The 15,817-nt window shown below is 74.6% G+C and carries 14 protein-coding genes and 1 riboswitch; of the genes, 8 read left to right on the top strand and 6 right to left on the bottom strand.

The genetic code is table 11. From position 1 onward, the window contains the following. Positions 1 to 56: 56 nt before the first annotated feature. The gene (locus tag ACN27B_RS26725) at positions 57 to 725 is read left to right on the top strand and encodes a TetR/AcrR family transcriptional regulator (RefSeq protein ID WP_253866378.1); all 669 of its coding nucleotides are present in this window, start codon (positions 57 to 59) and stop codon (positions 723 to 725) included. Between the two features lie 662 nt (positions 726 to 1,387). On the opposite strand, the gene ACN27B_RS26720 is transcribed toward ACN27B_RS26725, so the two are convergent. Genes ACN27B_RS26720 through ACN27B_RS26705 form a run of 4 tightly spaced genes read right to left on the bottom strand, consistent with a single transcriptional unit; the run spans position 1,388 to position 5,359 of the window. Further along, positions 1,388 to 2,113: an SGNH/GDSL hydrolase family protein gene (locus ACN27B_RS26720; protein ID WP_422741843.1), complete on the bottom strand. Its 726-nt coding sequence runs from the start codon at positions 2,111 to 2,113 to the stop codon at positions 1,388 to 1,390. Between the two features lie 41 nt (positions 2,114 to 2,154). Then, positions 2,155 to 2,544 (bottom strand): MmcQ/YjbR family DNA-binding protein, encoded by a 390-nt coding sequence (locus tag ACN27B_RS26715; RefSeq protein ID WP_422741841.1) that lies wholly within the window; start codon positions 2,542 to 2,544, stop codon positions 2,155 to 2,157. A gap of 35 nt (positions 2,545 to 2,579) precedes the next feature. Next, positions 2,580 to 3,803, bottom strand: a complete 1,224-nt coding sequence (locus tag ACN27B_RS26710; protein ID WP_396822506.1) for an MFS transporter — start codon at positions 3,801 to 3,803, stop codon at positions 2,580 to 2,582. Beyond that, a complete protein-coding gene (locus ACN27B_RS26705) occupies positions 3,800 to 5,359 on the bottom strand; it encodes a class I adenylate-forming enzyme family protein (RefSeq protein WP_099160738.1) in 1,560 nt (519 codons plus the stop codon). Before ACN27B_RS26705 ends, ACN27B_RS26710 begins: the two co-directional genes overlap by 4 nt. A gap of 309 nt (positions 5,360 to 5,668) precedes the next feature. Here ACN27B_RS26705 and ACN27B_RS26700 point away from each other — a divergent pair, with 309 nt between their 5' ends. From ACN27B_RS26700 to ACN27B_RS26670, 7 genes are all read left to right on the top strand, one after another. Then, positions 5,669 to 6,952, top strand: coding sequence for an SGNH/GDSL hydrolase family protein (locus tag ACN27B_RS26700; RefSeq protein ID WP_396822741.1), 1,284 nt, complete (start codon positions 5,669 to 5,671; stop codon positions 6,950 to 6,952). 67 nt (positions 6,953 to 7,019) lie between these two features. Then, positions 7,020 to 8,243 (top strand): cytochrome P450, encoded by a 1,224-nt coding sequence (locus ACN27B_RS26695; protein WP_422741838.1) that lies wholly within the window; start codon positions 7,020 to 7,022, stop codon positions 8,241 to 8,243. Next, positions 8,240 to 9,214: an alpha/beta hydrolase gene (locus tag ACN27B_RS26690; RefSeq protein WP_422741836.1), complete on the top strand. Its 975-nt coding sequence runs from the start codon at positions 8,240 to 8,242 to the stop codon at positions 9,212 to 9,214. Before ACN27B_RS26695 ends, ACN27B_RS26690 begins: the two co-directional genes overlap by 4 nt. Next, positions 9,207 to 10,307 (top strand): alpha-hydroxy acid oxidase, encoded by a 1,101-nt coding sequence (locus tag ACN27B_RS26685; protein WP_422741834.1) that lies wholly within the window; start codon positions 9,207 to 9,209, stop codon positions 10,305 to 10,307. Before ACN27B_RS26690 ends, ACN27B_RS26685 begins: the two co-directional genes overlap by 8 nt. 1 nt (position 10,308) lies before the next feature. Continuing rightward, positions 10,309 to 11,622, top strand: a complete 1,314-nt coding sequence (locus ACN27B_RS26680) for a PLP-dependent aminotransferase family protein (RefSeq protein ID WP_422741832.1) — start codon at positions 10,309 to 10,311, stop codon at positions 11,620 to 11,622. A gap of 69 nt (positions 11,623 to 11,691) precedes the next feature. Beyond that, on the top strand, positions 11,692 to 11,943 hold the full coding sequence (locus ACN27B_RS26675; RefSeq protein WP_091574162.1) for a hypothetical protein: 252 nt from the start codon (positions 11,692 to 11,694) through the stop codon (positions 11,941 to 11,943). Positions 11,944 to 11,982: 39 nt separating this feature from the next. Further along, a complete protein-coding gene (locus ACN27B_RS26670) occupies positions 11,983 to 13,656 on the top strand; it encodes a ribulokinase (protein ID WP_422741830.1) in 1,674 nt (557 codons plus the stop codon). Between the two features lie 37 nt (positions 13,657 to 13,693). On the opposite strand, the gene ACN27B_RS26665 is transcribed toward ACN27B_RS26670, so the two are convergent. After that, positions 13,694 to 15,130 carry a glycine hydroxymethyltransferase gene (locus ACN27B_RS26665; RefSeq protein ID WP_281592571.1) on the bottom strand — a complete coding sequence of 479 codons (1,437 nt, stop codon included), beginning with the start codon at positions 15,128 to 15,130 and terminating at the stop codon, positions 13,694 to 13,696. 18 nt (positions 15,131 to 15,148) lie between these two features. After that, positions 15,149 to 15,238: riboswitch (ZMP/ZTP riboswitch) on the bottom strand. A gap of 45 nt (positions 15,239 to 15,283) precedes the next feature. Further along, positions 15,284 to 15,784, bottom strand: coding sequence for a hemerythrin domain-containing protein (locus ACN27B_RS26660; protein ID WP_422741828.1), 501 nt, complete (start codon positions 15,782 to 15,784; stop codon positions 15,284 to 15,286). Between the last annotated feature and the right edge of the window lie 33 nt (positions 15,785 to 15,817).

Raw genomic sequence — 15,817 nt, 5'->3', positions numbered from 1 at the left:
CTGTCCCCTCTCCGCCCGGCAAACTGCGAACGTCGTTTGCAGTTTACAGTGGGAGGGTGAGCGACGCATCCACCGGAGGGTCGATCTGGTCCCGGCCCCGGCGCGGCACCCGCGGCCCGACCCCGACGCACGGCCGGGACGAGATCGCCGCCGCCGCGGTCGCGCTGGCCGACGCCGGCGGGCTGGACGCCGTGTCGATGCGCGCGGTGGCCGGCGCGCTGGGCATGGCCGCCGGCTCGCTCTACCGGCACCTGTCCTCCCGCGACGACCTGCTGGACCTGATGGTCGACCGGTGCGTGGGAGAGTTGCGGCCGTACCCGACCGACGACGGGAGCTGGACCGACCAGTTCCTCCTGCTGGCCCGCCGCCAACTCGCGCTGCACCGTCGCCACCCGTGGCTGCCGGACGCGCTCGCCCGACCGGCGGTGCCCGGGCCGAACACGCTCGCCTACTTCGACGCCTGCCTGCGCATCCTGGCGCCGGTGCCGGCCGGCGTCGCCGCGAAGTTCGAAGCGATCGCCATGGTCACCGGCGTGGTCTCGCTCTTCGCCCGCAGCGCGGCGGCCACCGGCACGGTGACGTTCGACCACGTCGACCTGGCGGACTACCCGCACCTGGCGGCGGCGTTCGCCGCCCCCGCGCCGGCCCTGCCGCCCGGGGACGACCTGTTCGCCCGCACGCTGCGCGCGCTGCTCACCGGCCTCCTGACCGCCGACCGGCCCTGAGGTGCCCTGCCGGCCACCGACGGGCGGTTCCTGGTGTGCCCGGCCGCGCCTGGTCGTGTCCGGTCTCGGTGGTGGCGTTCGGGTGGGGCGGCGTGACGCGTCTTCGACTGTCTTTCGAGGGGGCGGTTCCTGGTGTGCCCGGCCGCGCCTGGCCGTGTCCGGTCTCGGTGGTGGCGTTCGCGTCGGGCAACGCGATGCGTTTCCACTGCCTTTCGAGCTGATATCAGAAACGACTCAGAGCGTGCCGGCCACGGGCGGATCCCGGCGACGGCGTCGGTGAGTCGTTGGTGAGTCGTTGGTGATATCAGCTCGAGAGGCACTCGCAGGTGATCAGCCTCCGCCACAGGCTCCGGGAGTCGTCCAGCCCGGCCGGGCCCGGCGCGTGTGCTCGCGCGAACCCGGCCCGTGCCGGAGTCGCCGGCCCGACCGCGCCGTGAGCCGCACGCCTGAGCCGCACGCCTGAGCCGCACGCCTGAGCCGCACGCCTGAGCCGCGCCGTGAGCCGCGCCGCCTGAGCGCGTCGCCTGAGCCGCGCCGCCTGAGCCGCGCCGCCTGAGCCGCGCCGCCTGAGCGGCGCGCCTGAGCCGCTCACGTCCGGACCCGACCGGCGCGCAGAGCCGCGCCACGGACGGCGTCGGGCCGGGGCGGGCCGGTGGGGCCGGCTATGCGGCGGGGGTCGGTCCGTGCCGGAGATCGTCGCCGGCGGGTGGCCGGGAGGTGTCGCGGGTGGCGAGGACGCGCAGCGTCTCGGCGGTCGCGACCGCGTCGCTACGGGCGCTGCCGTGCCGGCCGTCGCCGCTGTAGAGCGACGGGTCCGCGACCAGCGGATGGTCGGTCAGGTGCACGTGCAACGTGCCGAGGCGCTGCGCCACCGCGCGGGTGTGCGTGGACAGCCGGCGCATCCGCTCGCCCAGGCCGGCCCGCAGCGCGTCCGGCACGGCCGGGCTGTGCGACACGTCGAACATGCCCACCGTGATCACGTCCGCCCCGGCGTCGCGCAACGCGGTGACCATCGCGGACAGTTCGGCGTCGACCGCGTCCGGGTCGTAGCCGGGCCGGAACGCGTCGTTGCCGCCGCACACCACCAGCGCCAGGTCCGGGCCGAAGGCCAGCGCGTCGGTCAGTTGAGTGGCCCGTACCTCGTGCGCGCGTAGCCCACGCCGACCCAGGTTCAGGTATGCCAGATCGGGCCGCACCCCGCGTAGCTCGGCCGCGATCCGGTCGGCCCACTGGACGTCCGGGTAGCCGTCGACCGGCTCGCAGAGCCCCTCCGCGACGCTGTCGCCCAGCACCACGAACCGGTGCCACGGATGCCCGCGCAACAGCTCGCCGGCCTCACCGGGGCGCAGGCACCACGGGTCCGTCGCCTCGGTCAGCGTCGATGGCATGCCCGGCAGGCTAGCCGAGCCGACGCGCCGGAGGAAGACCGTCAGGCGCCGGCCCGGTGGCCGGCGGCGAGTCGCTTCGGGGCGCGGGCATACCACGCCTCGGTGAGCAGCTCGGTCAGCTCGACCGCCCCGATCCGGTCGAGCCGCACCAGCACCGCCGGGTAGCCGTCGAGGTGGGGCACGGTGAAGTAGACCGCCGGGTCGTCGGCGAGCAGCGCCTCCTTGGCGCCCAGGTCGGGCACCCGGGCGGCGAGGATCGGCCCGTCGGGTGCGGCGTCGCCGAGCGCGTCGAGGTCGGCGCGGCGCAGCGGCCGTTCCCAGGCGAACATCTTGTCGCGCACCCGCCACGCCGGCAGGTCGTCGTAGGACCCGCGCTCGGTGGTCTCGGGCAGGGCCAGCGCGACCCGCCGGACGTCGTCCCAGCTCGCCATGGGCCGACCCTACGCCCACCCACCGACACCGTCGCTCAGGCCGGCGTGGCCGCGACCGGCTCCGACGCCGGGCGGTCGGTCGACGAGCGGGTGAACAGCAGCGGCACCACGGTGAGCACCAGGCAGGCCACCGCCATCACCAGCAGCGCCCGGTGCAGCCCGAGCGCCGCCACCGACCAGCCGCCGAGCAACGCGCCGACCGGCAGGCCCAGGAAGGCCACCGAGCCGGAGATGCCCAACACCCGGGTCTGCAACGCCTCCGGCACCCGCTGGTAGAGCGCCGCGCCGAGCAGCGGGTTCACCGCCGCGATCCCGATGCCGGACAGGAACGTCACCACCAGCACCACGACCAGGTCGTCGCTGAGCGCCAGGGCGAGCAGCCGGGGCGTGCCGCTGAGCGCCAGCCCCAGCGCGAACACGGCCTGCCCCGGCAACCGCGTGCCGAGCACGGTGAACAGCAGGTTGCCCAGCAGCGCGCCGGCGGAGAACACCCCCAGCAGCAGCCCGAACCCGGCCGGGTCGCCGAGCACCTCACTCACCCAGAGCGGAATCCAGACCGCGACGCTGGCGTTGGCGAACATGTTGGACGCCGACACCACGATCAGCATGGTCAGCAGCGTCCGATCGGTGCGCAGGTACGCGAAGCCGCCGCGCAGCGCCCGCAGATAACGCTCCCGGGGCGCCGGGTGCGCCGGCGCCGGCGGCCGGACCAGCAGCCCGATCAGCAGCGCGCACACCGCGAACGTGGCCGCGTCGATCCAGATCGCCCGGGTCAGCCCCACCCAGTCGATGAGCAGCCCGCCCAGCACCGCGCCGAACAGCGTCATGCCCCGGGCCAGCCCGTCGTAGGCGGAGGTGAGCCGGATCAACGGCACCCCGGCCCGCTCCGCGGCCGGCTTGAACAGCACGTGCTTGACCCGGTCGCCGATGCCGCGAAGCCCGCCCGCGACGGCCACCAGCACCAGCAGCGTGCCGAACCCCAGCCAGGGCGCCAACGCCACCACCGCCATCGCGGCGGCGCTCGCGGCGTCCACGACGACGGAGGTACGGCGTACCCCGAACCGGTCCGCCCACGGGGTGGCCAGCGCGCTGGAGAGCATGTACGGCAGCGTCTCCGCGGCCGCGACCAGGCCCATCCGGGTGGGGCTGCCGGTGGTCTCCAGCACCAGCCAGGGGATGGCGACCACCGAGATCCGGGTGCCGAGGTTGGACAGCAGGTCGGCGCCGACCAGGGTGTACAACTCCCGGCGCGGGTTCACGCCGAGGTCCCCACCGAGTCGGTGTCGGCCGGGTGCGCGGCGGCGTACCGGGCCCGCAACGCCCGTTTGTCGACCTTCGCGGACCGGTTCAGCGGCAGTGCGTCGACGAACTCCACCGCGCCCGGCGCCCACGTCCCGCTCAGTTCCCGGGTCACCAACGCGATCAGCTCGTCGCCGGTGACGGTCGCGTCCGGCGCGGGCACCACGTACGCGTGGGGCAGTTCCCCGGCCACCGGGTCCGGCACGCCGATCACCGCGGCGGCGCGGACCTCGGGGTGGCCGGCGAGCACGTCCTCGATCGGGCGGGAGTAGATCGGCCAGCTGCGCTGCCGGGTGAGGATCCGGTCCTGCAGCCGGTCGACCAGGTAGAGGAACCCGTCGGCGTCGAGGTGGCCGATGTCCCGGGTGCGCACCCAGCCGTCGACGAGCGACTCGGCGGTCAGCTCGGGCTGCCCGTGGTAGCCGGCGAAGCTGAGCTTCGTGCGCACCCACACCTCGCCGTCGACGCCGGCCGGCAGCACCCGCCCGTCGGCGTCCCGGATCTGCACCGTCACGTCCCCGTACGGCCGGCCGCAGGACCGCAGCCGCTCCGGATGCTCCGGGTCCTCGGTGAGCCCGGGCAGCGCGCAGATGACCACCGCCTCGCTGAGCCCGTAGACGATCCGCAGGCACGGGCCGAACCGGGCGATCGCCTGACGCAGCCGGGCCGGCGCGGCCGGCCCGGCGCCCACGTTGAACATGAACATCGCGGAGAAGTCGGCACCCGGCAGGTCGGGGTGGTCGAGCACCTCGTAGAGCATCGGCGGGGTGACGAACGTGGAGGTGAGCCGCTCGGCGTCCACGGTGGCGACGAACGCGGCCGGGTCCCACCGCTCGCGCAGGAACAGCACCCCGCCGGTGAACAGGTTGAACAACGTGGTGATCTGGCCGCTGGCCAGCCACATCGGCGAGTGCGACAGGTGTCGCAGCAGCGGGAACCCGGCGCCCCGGAAGTCGGCGGCCAGCGCGAGCACCTGCCGGTAGAAGCTCTCCCGGTGGTGCACCAGCTTCGGCGTGCCGGTGGTGCCGCTGGTCTGCAGGAACGACTCCGGCGCGGGCACGTCGGCCGGCGGCGGCGCCGGCTCCGCGCCGCCGGCGGTCAGGTCCGGCCCGGCGCCGCCCGGCCCGAGGCAGAGCACCGGTACGCCGGCCAGGCCCGCGGCGAGCTGCCCGCCCAGCGGGTCGCGCGGGTCGTGCACGAAGACCTCCGGTTCGGCCAGCGCGACGAACTCGTCGATCTCGCGGCGGGAGGTGACCGGGGCGATCCACATGCTGCGGCAGCCGAGCAGGTGCAGCGCGAGTTGCAGCAGCGGCCCCTCGAGCGTGTTGCCGAGCATCACCAGCACCGCCGCGCCCGGCCGTACGCCGTGCCGGCGCAGCGCGGCGGCCAGGGCGCGCACCTCGGCGGCGACCTGGGTGTAGGTCAACCGGCGGTCGCCCGCCACCAGCGCCTCCCGATCACCGAATCCGGCGAACAGGTCCAGCGCCTCGTGCACGTAGTTCGGGCGGTCGGTCATGGCAGCCCCCATCGTGGTCCGCGAACGGCGTCCGGGCAGGTCGGAGCCGGGATACGACGGCAGGTGCCAAAGTCGGCGACCGCACCGCCGCCGGTTCCGAGCCTAGGCATCGGCGGTCCACGGCGGACAGAGCCGATCGGCGTCGGCTCGCGCCCCCCGGGCATTTGATCAGGTCGATCAGGTTGATTGACGCTCGTCATCGCAGACGGCTAGTTTCCCGTCCATCGACCGGGCGGTGACGCCGACCGCGCCACGCCCGGGGCTGCCGACCATGGAGGATCGATGCCGACCCCGAAGAGATGGCACGTCATAGCTTCCGCCGCAACGCTGCTGCTCGCCGGCACCCCGGCGGTGACCGCGAGCGCCGGCCCCACCGACACCGACCGCGCCGGGCACGGGCGCGCGGAGTGGGCCGGGAGCTGGGCCGCGGCGGTGACCCGCGGCAACACCGTGGGGCTGACCAACACCGGCCTGAACGACCAGAGCATCCGGATGACCGTGCAGACCACGGTGGGCGGTCCCCGGCTGCGGGTCCGGCTCACCAACCTCTACGGCGAGCAGGCGGTGAAGGTGGGCCACGCGACGATCGCCCGGCCGAACACCGCCACCACCGACGACCTGTCCGACGTCGACCCGGCCAGCGTCCGCGAGCTGCGGTTCTCCGGCGGCACGTCGGCGACCATCAACAAGGGCGCGGAACTGCTCAGCGACCCGCTGCCCTATCCGGTGGCCGAGCAGGAGGACCTGGTGGTCACCCTGTACTTCCCGGTGCTCACCGGCCCGGTCACGTTCCACGGCCAGTCCCGCGTCACCAACTTCATCGGCGCGACCGACCTGACCACGACCCCGGGCGGCGCCGGATTCACCATCAAGCCCAACTGCTGCTGGATGTTCCTCTCCGGCATCGACGTCGAGCGGCGGGCCACCCCGGGCTCGGTGGTGGTGCTCGGCGACTCCATCGGCGACGGCAACGGCAGCACGGTCAACACCGACCAGCGGTGGCCGGACCTGCTCGCCGAGCGCCTGATCGACGCGCGTCCGGAGGTCCGCACCCCGGGGGTGCTCAACCTCAGCCTGGCCGGCAACCGGCTCAACCACGAGGGCACCGAGCCCGGCGCGGGCGGCTTCCCCGGCTACTACGAGCTGGGCCCGAACGCGTTGGCCCGACTCAACGAGGACGTGTTCCCGCAGACCGGGGTGCGCACCGTCATCACCCACCTGGGCATCAACGACATCTGGATGAGCGGCGACAGCGCGGAGGCGATCATCGCCTCGCTGCGACAGCTCAACCAGCAGGTCAAGGCCCGCGGCCTGACCAGCCTGGTCGGCACGATCACGCCGTACGAGGGCAACGGCGGGCCGGGGGTGTGGACCGAGGAGAAGGACGCCACCCGCAACGCGGTCAACACCTGGCTGCGTGGTGCCGGGCGGGCCGAGTTCGACGGCGTGCTCGACTTCGACGCCGTGCTGCGGGACCCGGCACGGCCGAGCCGGCTGCTGCCGGCGTACGACGCCGGGGACCACATCCACCCGAACGACGCGGGCGCGCGGGCGATGGCGAACGCCGTCCCGTTGCGGCTGCTCGGGCTGTGACACCGGGCGGGGGCGGCGTCGGCACGGCGGCCGCCCCCGCCGCCATTCCTGGGGAGGAACGACCGTCGTGGACGTCAGCGAGATCCTCACCGGCCTGTACAGCGAGCAGGGCCGGCAGAACCCCTATCCCTTCTACGCGGCCCTGCACGCGCACGGGCCGATCAACCACATTCCCGTCCGGGCCGAGCACAGCACCGTGACCGCCGTCGCCGGCGGCTACGACGTGGTGGACCGGATCCTGCGCGATCCCGACTGGTACAAGGGCCTCCCGCCGGGCTGGGAGGAGCAGGAGATCCTGCGCACCTTCCTCACCTCGATGATGTTCGTCAACCCGCCGGACCACACCCGGATGCGGGCCGTCTTCGCGAGGACCTTCACGCCGCGCCGGCTCGGCGCGCTGGAGCCGGTGGTGGTGCGGATCGTGGAGGAGCGGCTGGACCGGATGGCCGAGGCCGGCGGGCACGGCGCCGAGGTCGACTTCGTCGCCGACTTCGCGTACCCGGTCCCGGCCCTGGTGATGGCCGAGTTCGTCGGCCTGCCGGCGACGGACCTGGCCTGGTACCGGCAGCGGGTCGACTGGATCGACGAGTACATGGACGTCTCCGGCAAGACGCCGGAGCGGCTGGCCCGGGCCAACCAGGCCGCCGAGGAGCTGCGGGTCTACTACCGGGACCTGATCGCCCACCGTCGCCGCTCACCCGCCACCGACCTGATCAGCGGGCTGGTCGAGGTGCTCGACGCGGGCGACGTCGACCTCACCGAGGACGAGCTGATCAGCAACCTGATTGTGCTGTTCAACGCCAGCTTCGTCACCACCGTCTACATGTTCAGCAACGGGCTGCCGCTGCTGCTGGACCACCCCGAGGTGACCGCCGCGCTGCCCGGCGACGACGCGCTGGCCCGCGGCTGCGTGGACGAGGTGCTGCGGATGGAGAGTCCGGTGCACTTCCTGGCCCGCTCCGCGCCCGCCGACACCGACGTGGACGGCGTTCCGATCGCGCGCGACGACAACGTGCTGCTGCTGATCGCCGCCGCCAACCGGGACCCGGCCCGGTTCCCCGACCCGGACCGCTTCGATCCGCGCCGCGCCGGGCCGCCGTCGCTGGCGTTCGGCGTCGGGCTGCACTTCTGCCTCGGCTCGGCGGTGTCCCGGCTGGAGGGACGGATCGCGCTGCCCCGCCTGTTCGCCCGGTTCCCCCGCCTCGCCGTCACCCAGCCCTGGACCTACAGCGGGAGCCTGTTCCTGCGCGGCATCGACAAGCTCTTCGTCACCACCGGGGAGGCCGGATGACGCTCGACCCGCAGGTCCTCGCGTGGCGGGCCGCGCGCGCCGCCACCGGCACCGCGCCGCTCTACACCCAGACCCTCGCCGAGGCCCGCGCCGCCGACCTCGCCGCGATCCGCGCCGGCTCCGGCGCGGTCGAGCCGGTCGCCGAGGTACGCGACACGCACGTGCCCGGCCCGGGCGGGCCGCTGCCGGTGCGGATCCACCGGCCGCCCGGCGACGGCCCGCTGCCCACGCTGGTCTGGTTCTTCGGCGGTGGCTGGACGCTCGGCAGCGTGGACACCGCCGACGGGATCTGCCGCCGCCTGGTCAACCTGGCCGGCTGCCAGACCGTGACCGTCGGCTACCGGCTCGCCCCGGAACACCCGTTCCCGGCCGCGGTGGAGGACTGCCACGCCGGGCTGCGCCACGTCGCCGCGCGGGCCGACGAGTTCCGCGTCGACCCGGACCGGCTCGCGGTCGGCGGCGACAGCGCCGGCGGCAACCTGGCCGCCGCGGTGACGCTGCTGGCCCGCGCCGACGGCGGTCCCCGGCTCGCCGCCCAGGTGCTGGTCTACCCGAACACCGACCAACGCCCCGGCGAGCGCCCGACCGACGACGAGGACCCGCTGCTGTTCAACCGGCACTCGGTGCGGTGGTACCGGGACCACTACCTCGCCGACCCCGGCGACGCGGCCCACCCGCTCGCCTCGCCGCTGCTCGCCGAGAACCTGTCCGGACTGCCCCCGGCGCTCGTGGTCACCGCCGGGCACGATCCGCTGCGCGCCGAGGGCCGGCGGTACGCCGAGCGGCTGCGGGAGGCCGGCGTGCCCACCGAGACGGCCGACTACCCGGGCATGGTGCACGGCTTCTTCGCCATGCCCGGCGTGTTCGACGCCGGCCGCGAGGCCCAGGAACGGGCCGCCGCGTTCCTGCGCGAGCGGTTCGGCCCCGACCCGGCGCCGGCTGCGGCGAGCGTCGGGACCGAGCATGGCTGAGTCCGGTTCGTTCGTGCCGCCGGTCAGCCTGGCCGACTTCGCCGCGATGGCCCGGGCGGCGCTGCCGGCCGACGTGTGGGACTTCGTCGACGGCGGCAGCGGCACCGAGACCGCGCTGGCCGCGAACCGGGCCGCGCTGGACCGGGTGGCGGTGCTGCCCCGGATGCTGGCCGGCGTGGACGACCCGTCCACCGGGGCGGCGCTGCCGGGCGGCCGGGCCGCGCTGCCGGTGGCGGTCGCGCCGATGGCGTACCAGCGGTTGCTGCACCCCGACGGCGAGCCGGCGCTCGCGGCGGCGGCCCGCGCGGCGGGCGTGCCCTACGTGGCCAGCACGCTGTCCAGCACGTCGATCGAGGAGATCGCCGCCACCGGCGCGACGGTCTGGTTCCAGCTCTACTGGCTGCGCGACCGGGGTCTGGTCGCCGACCTGCTGGACCGGGCGGCGGCCGCCGGCTGCGCGGCGCTGATGGTGACCGTGGACGTGCCGGTGCTCGGCCGCCGGCTGCGCGACGCCCGCAACGGCTTCGCGCTGCCGCCGCACGTCACCGCCGCCAACCTGCCCGGCGACCGGGACGACCTGGCCCACCAGGGCACCCCCGGCGTGTCCGCGGTGAAGGCGCACACCGGCGCGGTCTTCGCCCCGGCGCTGAGCTGGGCCGACCTGGCCTGGCTGCGGGCGCGTACCCCGGTGCCGTTGCTGGTCAAGGGCATCCTGGACGCGCGCGACGCGGTCCGCGCGGCGGACGCCGGCGTGGACGCGGTGGTGGTCTCCAACCACGGCGGCCGGCAGCTCGACGCCGCCCCGGCCACCGCCACTGTGCTGCCGGAGGTCGTCGACGCGGTGGCGGAGCGATGCGCGGTAATGCTGGACAGCGGCATCCGCAGCGGCACCGACGTGCTGCGGGCGCTCGCCCTCGGCGCCACCGGTGTGCTGGTCGGCCGGCCGCTGCTGTGGGCGCTCGCAGCCGGCGGCCGGGCCGGCGCCGAGGCCGCCCTGGCGCTGCTCGCGGCCGAGCTGCGCGACGCCCTCATCCTCAGCGGCTGCCCGGACCCGGTCGCGGCCCGGCGGCTGCGCACCCGGATCGGAGGCTGACGTGGAGCCGGTGGACCTGGCCGTCACGACGCTGCACGGCAGCGTCGACGACCCCGCGCTGAACTCGATGAACTTCCTCAACGAGGTGGCGCAGCACTACCCGGAGGCGGTGTCGCTGGCCGCCGGCCGGCCCTACGAGGAGTTCTTCGACTCGGCGCTGCTGCACGCGCACCTGGACCGGTTCCGCCGGCACCTCGCCGACGACCTCGGCCTGGACCGGGCGCAGGTCGACCGCACGCTGTTGCAGTACGGGCGGACCAAGGGGATCGTGCACCACCTGATCGCCCGGCACCTGGCCGTGGACGAGCGGATGAGCGTCGACCCGGAGACGATCGTGGTGACGGTCGGCTGCCAGGAGGCCATGTTCCTGGTGCTGCGCGCGCTGCGGGCCGACCCGGCCGACGTGCTGTTCGCGGTCGCGCCCACGTACGTCGGGCTCACCGGCGCGGCCCGCCTGGTCGACCTGCCGGTGCGCCCGGTGGCCGGCGGGCCGGACGGGGTGGACCTGGCCGACCTGCGCGCCGGGGTGCGCCGGGCCCGCGCCGAAGGGCTGCGGCCCCGGGCCTGCTACGTGATGCCGGACTTCGCCAACCCGTCCGGGGTCAGCATGGACACCGCGCACCGCCGCCGACTGCTGGACCTGGCCGCCGCCGAGGACTTGCTGCTGATCGAGGACAACCCGTACGGCCTGTTCCCGGCGGCCGGCACGGACCGGCGGCCGACGCTCAAGGCGCTGGACACCGCGCGGCGGGTGGTCTACCTCGGCTCGTTCGCCAAGACCGTGCTGCCCGGCGCGCGGGTCGGCTACGTGGTCGCCGACCAGCGGGTGGGCGGCTCCGACGGCACGGTCGGCCCGCTCGCCGACCAGCTCGCGAAGATCAAGAGCATGGTCACGGTGAACACCTCGCCGATCAGCCAGGCGGTGATCGGGGGCGCGCTGCTGGCGCACGACTGCTCGCTGGCGGCCGCCAACGTGCGGGAGCGGTCCGCGTACGCCCGCAACCTGGGTCACCTGGTCGACGGCCTGGCGCGGCGCTTCCCGGCTGGCGGGCCGGTGCGCTGGACCGTGCCGGCCGGCGGCTTCTTCGTGGTGGTCACCGTGCCGTTCCCGGTGGACGACGCGCTGCTGCACCGCTCGGCCCGCGAGTACGGCGTGCTCTGGACGCCGATGGCGCACTTCTACGACGCCGGCACGCCGGTGCGCGCGCTGCGCCTGTCGGTGAGCGCGGTCACGCCGGCGCAGATCGACCTGGGCCTGGACCGGCTCGCCGCGCTGGTCGGCGACGTGACGGCCGGCGTGGGCGCGCCGGTGTGACGGCGCACTGTCGCCGTTCCGGCACCACCCGTGTTCCCCGCCGCGGTGCGGTCCGTTGATAATGGACGGATGGTTGCCTGGGAGTACGCGTTGCTGGTCCGTCGCTATCAGGGGCAGGGCCGCAATTTCCACGTCACGTTCGTCTGGTACGGCCCGGACGGCTCGCGATCCGACGTGACCGCGTACGGCGACACCGCGATCGCCCACCTCAACCGGGTCGGCCGCGAGGGCTGGGAGCTGGTCTCCGCCGCCGAGGACGTGAACAACGTGCAGGGCAGCACCGAGGTGCACCGCTACCATCTCAAGCGCCCGCTGCGCTGACCCGGTAGCGTCTCCCCGCCGGCAGGGGAGGGAGCAGCGGTGGGTCGCTACGTGGTCGGGGTGGACCTGGGCACGCTCTCCGGGCGGGCCGTGGTGGTCGACGTGGTCGACGGCGCCGAGCGGGGAAGCGCGGTGCACGCCTACCGGCACGGGGTGCTGACCGAGCGGCTCCCGGGCGGGCCGGCGCTGCCGCCCGGCTGGGCGCTGCAGGACCCGGCCGACCACGTGGAGGTGCTGCGGACCGCCGTGCCCGCCGCCGTCCGTGCCGCCGGGATCGATCCGGCCGAGGTGGTCGGCGTCGGGGTGGACGCCACCTCGTGCACGGTGCTGCCCACCCTGGCCGACGGCACCCCGCTCGCCGAGCTGCCCGACCTGCGGGACCGGCCGCACGCCTGGCCGAAGCTCTGGAAGCACCACGCCGCCCAGCGGCAGGCCGAGCGGATCACCGCCCTGGCCGAGGCGCGCGGCGAGAGCTGGCTGGCCCGCTACGGCGGCCGGGTGTCCGCCGAGTGGCAGCTGGCCAAGGCACTGGAGGTGCTGGAGGAGGACCCGGTCGTGTTCCACCGGGCCCGACACTGGGTGGAGACGGCGGACTGGCTGGTCCGACGGCTGTGCGGGCGGGCCACCCGCAACGCCTCCGCCGCCGGGTTCAAGGGGCTGCGGCAGGACGGCCGCGACCCGGACGCCGGCTTCCTCGCCGCGCTGCACCCGGAGCTGCCCGGCCTGCTGGCGAAGCTGGACCACGGCCCGCTGCTGCCACCGGCCGCCCGCGCGGGCCTGCTGACCGAGGAGGCGGCCGGCTGGACCGGCCTGCCCACCGGCGTCCCGGTCGCAGCCGGGGCCATCGACGCGCACGTGACCGCGGCGGCGGCCCGGACGGTCACGCCCGGCCGGATGCTCGCCGTGCTCGGCACCAGCACCTGCCTGATCCTGAACGCGGAGCACCGCCACGAGGTGCCCGGCGTCTGCGGGGTGGTCGCGGACGGGGTGACCGCCGGCCACTGGGGCTACGAGGCCGGGCAGAGCGGGGTCGGCGACATCTTCGCCTGGTACGTCGAGCGCGGGCTGCCCGCCGCGTACGCCGAGGAGGCCGCCCGGCGCGGCCTGTCGCCGCAGGACCTGCTGGACGCGCTCGCCGCCGACCAGCCGGTCGGCGGGCACGGGCTGCTGGCGCTGGACTGGCACAGCGGCAACCGTTCGGTGTTGATGGACCACGAGCTGAGCGGCGTGCTGGTCGGGCTCACGCTGGCCACCCGGCCGGAGGACATCTGGCGGGCGCTGCTGGAGGCGACCGCGTTCGGCGCCCGCACCGTGCTCGAGGCGTTCGGGTCCGCCGGGCTGGCCGTGGACGAGCTGACCGTGGCCGGCGGTCTCACCGCGAACCGGTTGCTGCTGCGCGTCTACGCCGACGTGCTGCGCCGCCCGCTGCACGTGCTGGCCGCCGCGCACCCGGCCGCGCTGGGCGCGGCGATCCACGCGGCGGTCGCCGCCGGCGTGTACCCGGACGTGGAGCGCGCCTCGGCGGCCATGGGCGCGGCACACCGCGAGACGGTCCACCCGGACCGGGCCCGCACCGACGCCTACGACGACCTGTACGCCGACTACCGCGCCCTGCACGACCACTTCGGCCGGGGCGGCACCGACCTCCTGCACCGCCTCCACGCCCGCCGCGCCACCCGTCCCGCCCCGGCCGACCCGTCCTCCCCGGGGTGACCAGGGAGTTCGGGTCGGCGGCGGCAGCCGGTCGGAGTCAGGCCAGGTCGACGGTGGGGTAGAGGGGGAAGGGGGTGAGCAGGTCGGCGGCCTGCTTGCCGACCTGCTCGGCGACCGCCGGGTCGAGGACGTACTTCGCCTTGGACGCGGCGCCGTCCGGGCCGGTGCCGGCCGTGGTCTGGCTGAGCACGGTGTGGATCAGCTCGGCGGTGGCGTCCATCTCGGTGGCGCCGAGCCCCCGGGTGGTCAGCGCCGGGGTGCCGATCCGGATGCCGGAGGTGTACCAGGCGCCGTTCGGGTCCTGCGGCACCGCGTTGCGGTTGGTCACGATGCCGGAGTCGAGCAGCGCCTGCTCGGCCTGCCGCCCGGTCAGCCCGTAGTTGGACACGTCGATGAGCACCAGGTGGTTGTCGGTGCCGCCGGTGACCAGCGTCGCGCCCCGGCGCAGCAGCCCGTCGGCGAGGGCCTGGGCGTTGTCGACGATCCGCTGGGCGTAGTCGGCGAAGTCGGGGCGCCGGGCCTCGGCCAGCGCGACCGCCTTGGCGGCCATCACGTGCGGCAGCGGGCCGCCGAGCACCATCGGGCAGCCCCGGTCGACCTGGTCGGCCAGCTCCGGACCGCAGAGCACCATGCCGCCGCGCGGGCCGCGCAGCGACTTGTGCGTGGTGGTGGTGACGATGTGCGCGTGCGGCACCGGGTCGAAGTCGCCGGTGAAGACCTTGCCGGCGACCAGCCCGGCGAAGTGCGCCATGTCGACCATGAAGGTGGCGCCGACCGAGTCGGCGATCTCCCGCATGATCCGGAAGTTGACCTTCCGGGGGTACGCCGAGTAGCCGGCGACCAGGATCAGCGGCCGGAACTCGCGGGCCGCCTCGGCCACCCGGTCGTAGTCGATCAGCCCGGTCGCCGGGTCGGTGCCGTAGCTGCGCTGGTCGAACATCTTGCCGGAGATGTTCGGCCGGAAACCGTGGGTGAGGTGGCCGCCGGCGTCCAGCGACATGCCGAGCATCCGCTGGTCGCCCAGCTCCCGGCGCAGCGCGAACCAGTCCGCCTCGGTGAGGTCGTTGACGTGGCGGGCCTGGGCCTTCTTCAGCGCGGGGGACTCGACCCGGTCGGCCAGGATCGCCCAGAAGGCGACCAGGTTGGCGTCGATGCCGGAGTGTGGCTGCACGTACGCGTGGGTGGCGCCGAACAGCTCCCGGGCGTGCTCGGCGGCGAGCGCCTCGACGGTGTCCACGTTCTGGCAGCCGGCGTAGAAGCGCCGACCGACGGTGCCCTCGGCGTACTTGTCGCTGAACCAGTTGCCCATGGTCAGCAGGGTCGCGGGGGAGGCGTAGTTCTCGCTGGCGATGAGCTTCAGCGACTCGCGTTGGTCGGCCAGCTCCGCGCCGATGGCGTCGGCCACCCGCGGCTCGACGGCGCGGATCACCTCCAGCGCGCTGCGGAAGGCGGTGGACTCGGCGTTGCGCGACATGCGACCTCCTGGTGACGTGCGGAAGGCCCAGGCGCTCGGCATGCGTCCTCATGACGAGGCCGCTCCCCGATGGTGCTCCATCTCCACGCGCCAGTCACGGCCCGCGCCGATCCTACCGGGTGGGCCCGCGCCGGACCTGCGGGGTTGGGCCGCTCAGGCGACGACGGCGTCGCGCGCCTTCTTCAGCGCCTTCGGCTCGGTCGGCGTCGTCGGGGCCTTCGGCCGCAGGTCGAGCATCCGCTGGCCGATCTCCTGGAGCTGGTTACGCCCGAGCGCCTCGCGGACCTTCGGGAACCACTCCTGCTCCTCCTCCTCGACGTGGTGCAGCACGTTCTCGATCAGCACCGTCGTCTTGGCCACGTACCGCTCGTCGTCGGCGTCCATGGTGAACAGCTCGAAGCAGAGCACGTCCGCGACGTGGTGCTCCTCGTACGACTCGAGGATGTCGTCCTCGACGTCCGGCACCAGCTTGCGGACCTCGGGGTACATCACCTCGTTCTCCAGGTAGGTGTGCACCGTCAGGGCCTCGAGGATCTGCGTGACGATCTTCCCGCGCGCGCCCGCCGGGCCGTCCTCGGCGTCCTGGAACGCCTTGAACAGGCGGCGGATCTCCTTGTGGTCCTCCTTGAGCAGGACGATCGCGTCGGTGGACACCGGTGCCTCCTAGGGTCGACTGATGTCGGCCCC

Origin of the sequence: Micromonospora sp. WMMD754 (assembly GCF_049315235.1) — a bacterium.
Lineage (GTDB): Bacteria > Actinomycetota > Actinomycetes > Mycobacteriales > Micromonosporaceae > Micromonospora > Micromonospora sediminicola.
This window is presented reverse-complemented; position numbering and strand designations above follow the sequence as displayed.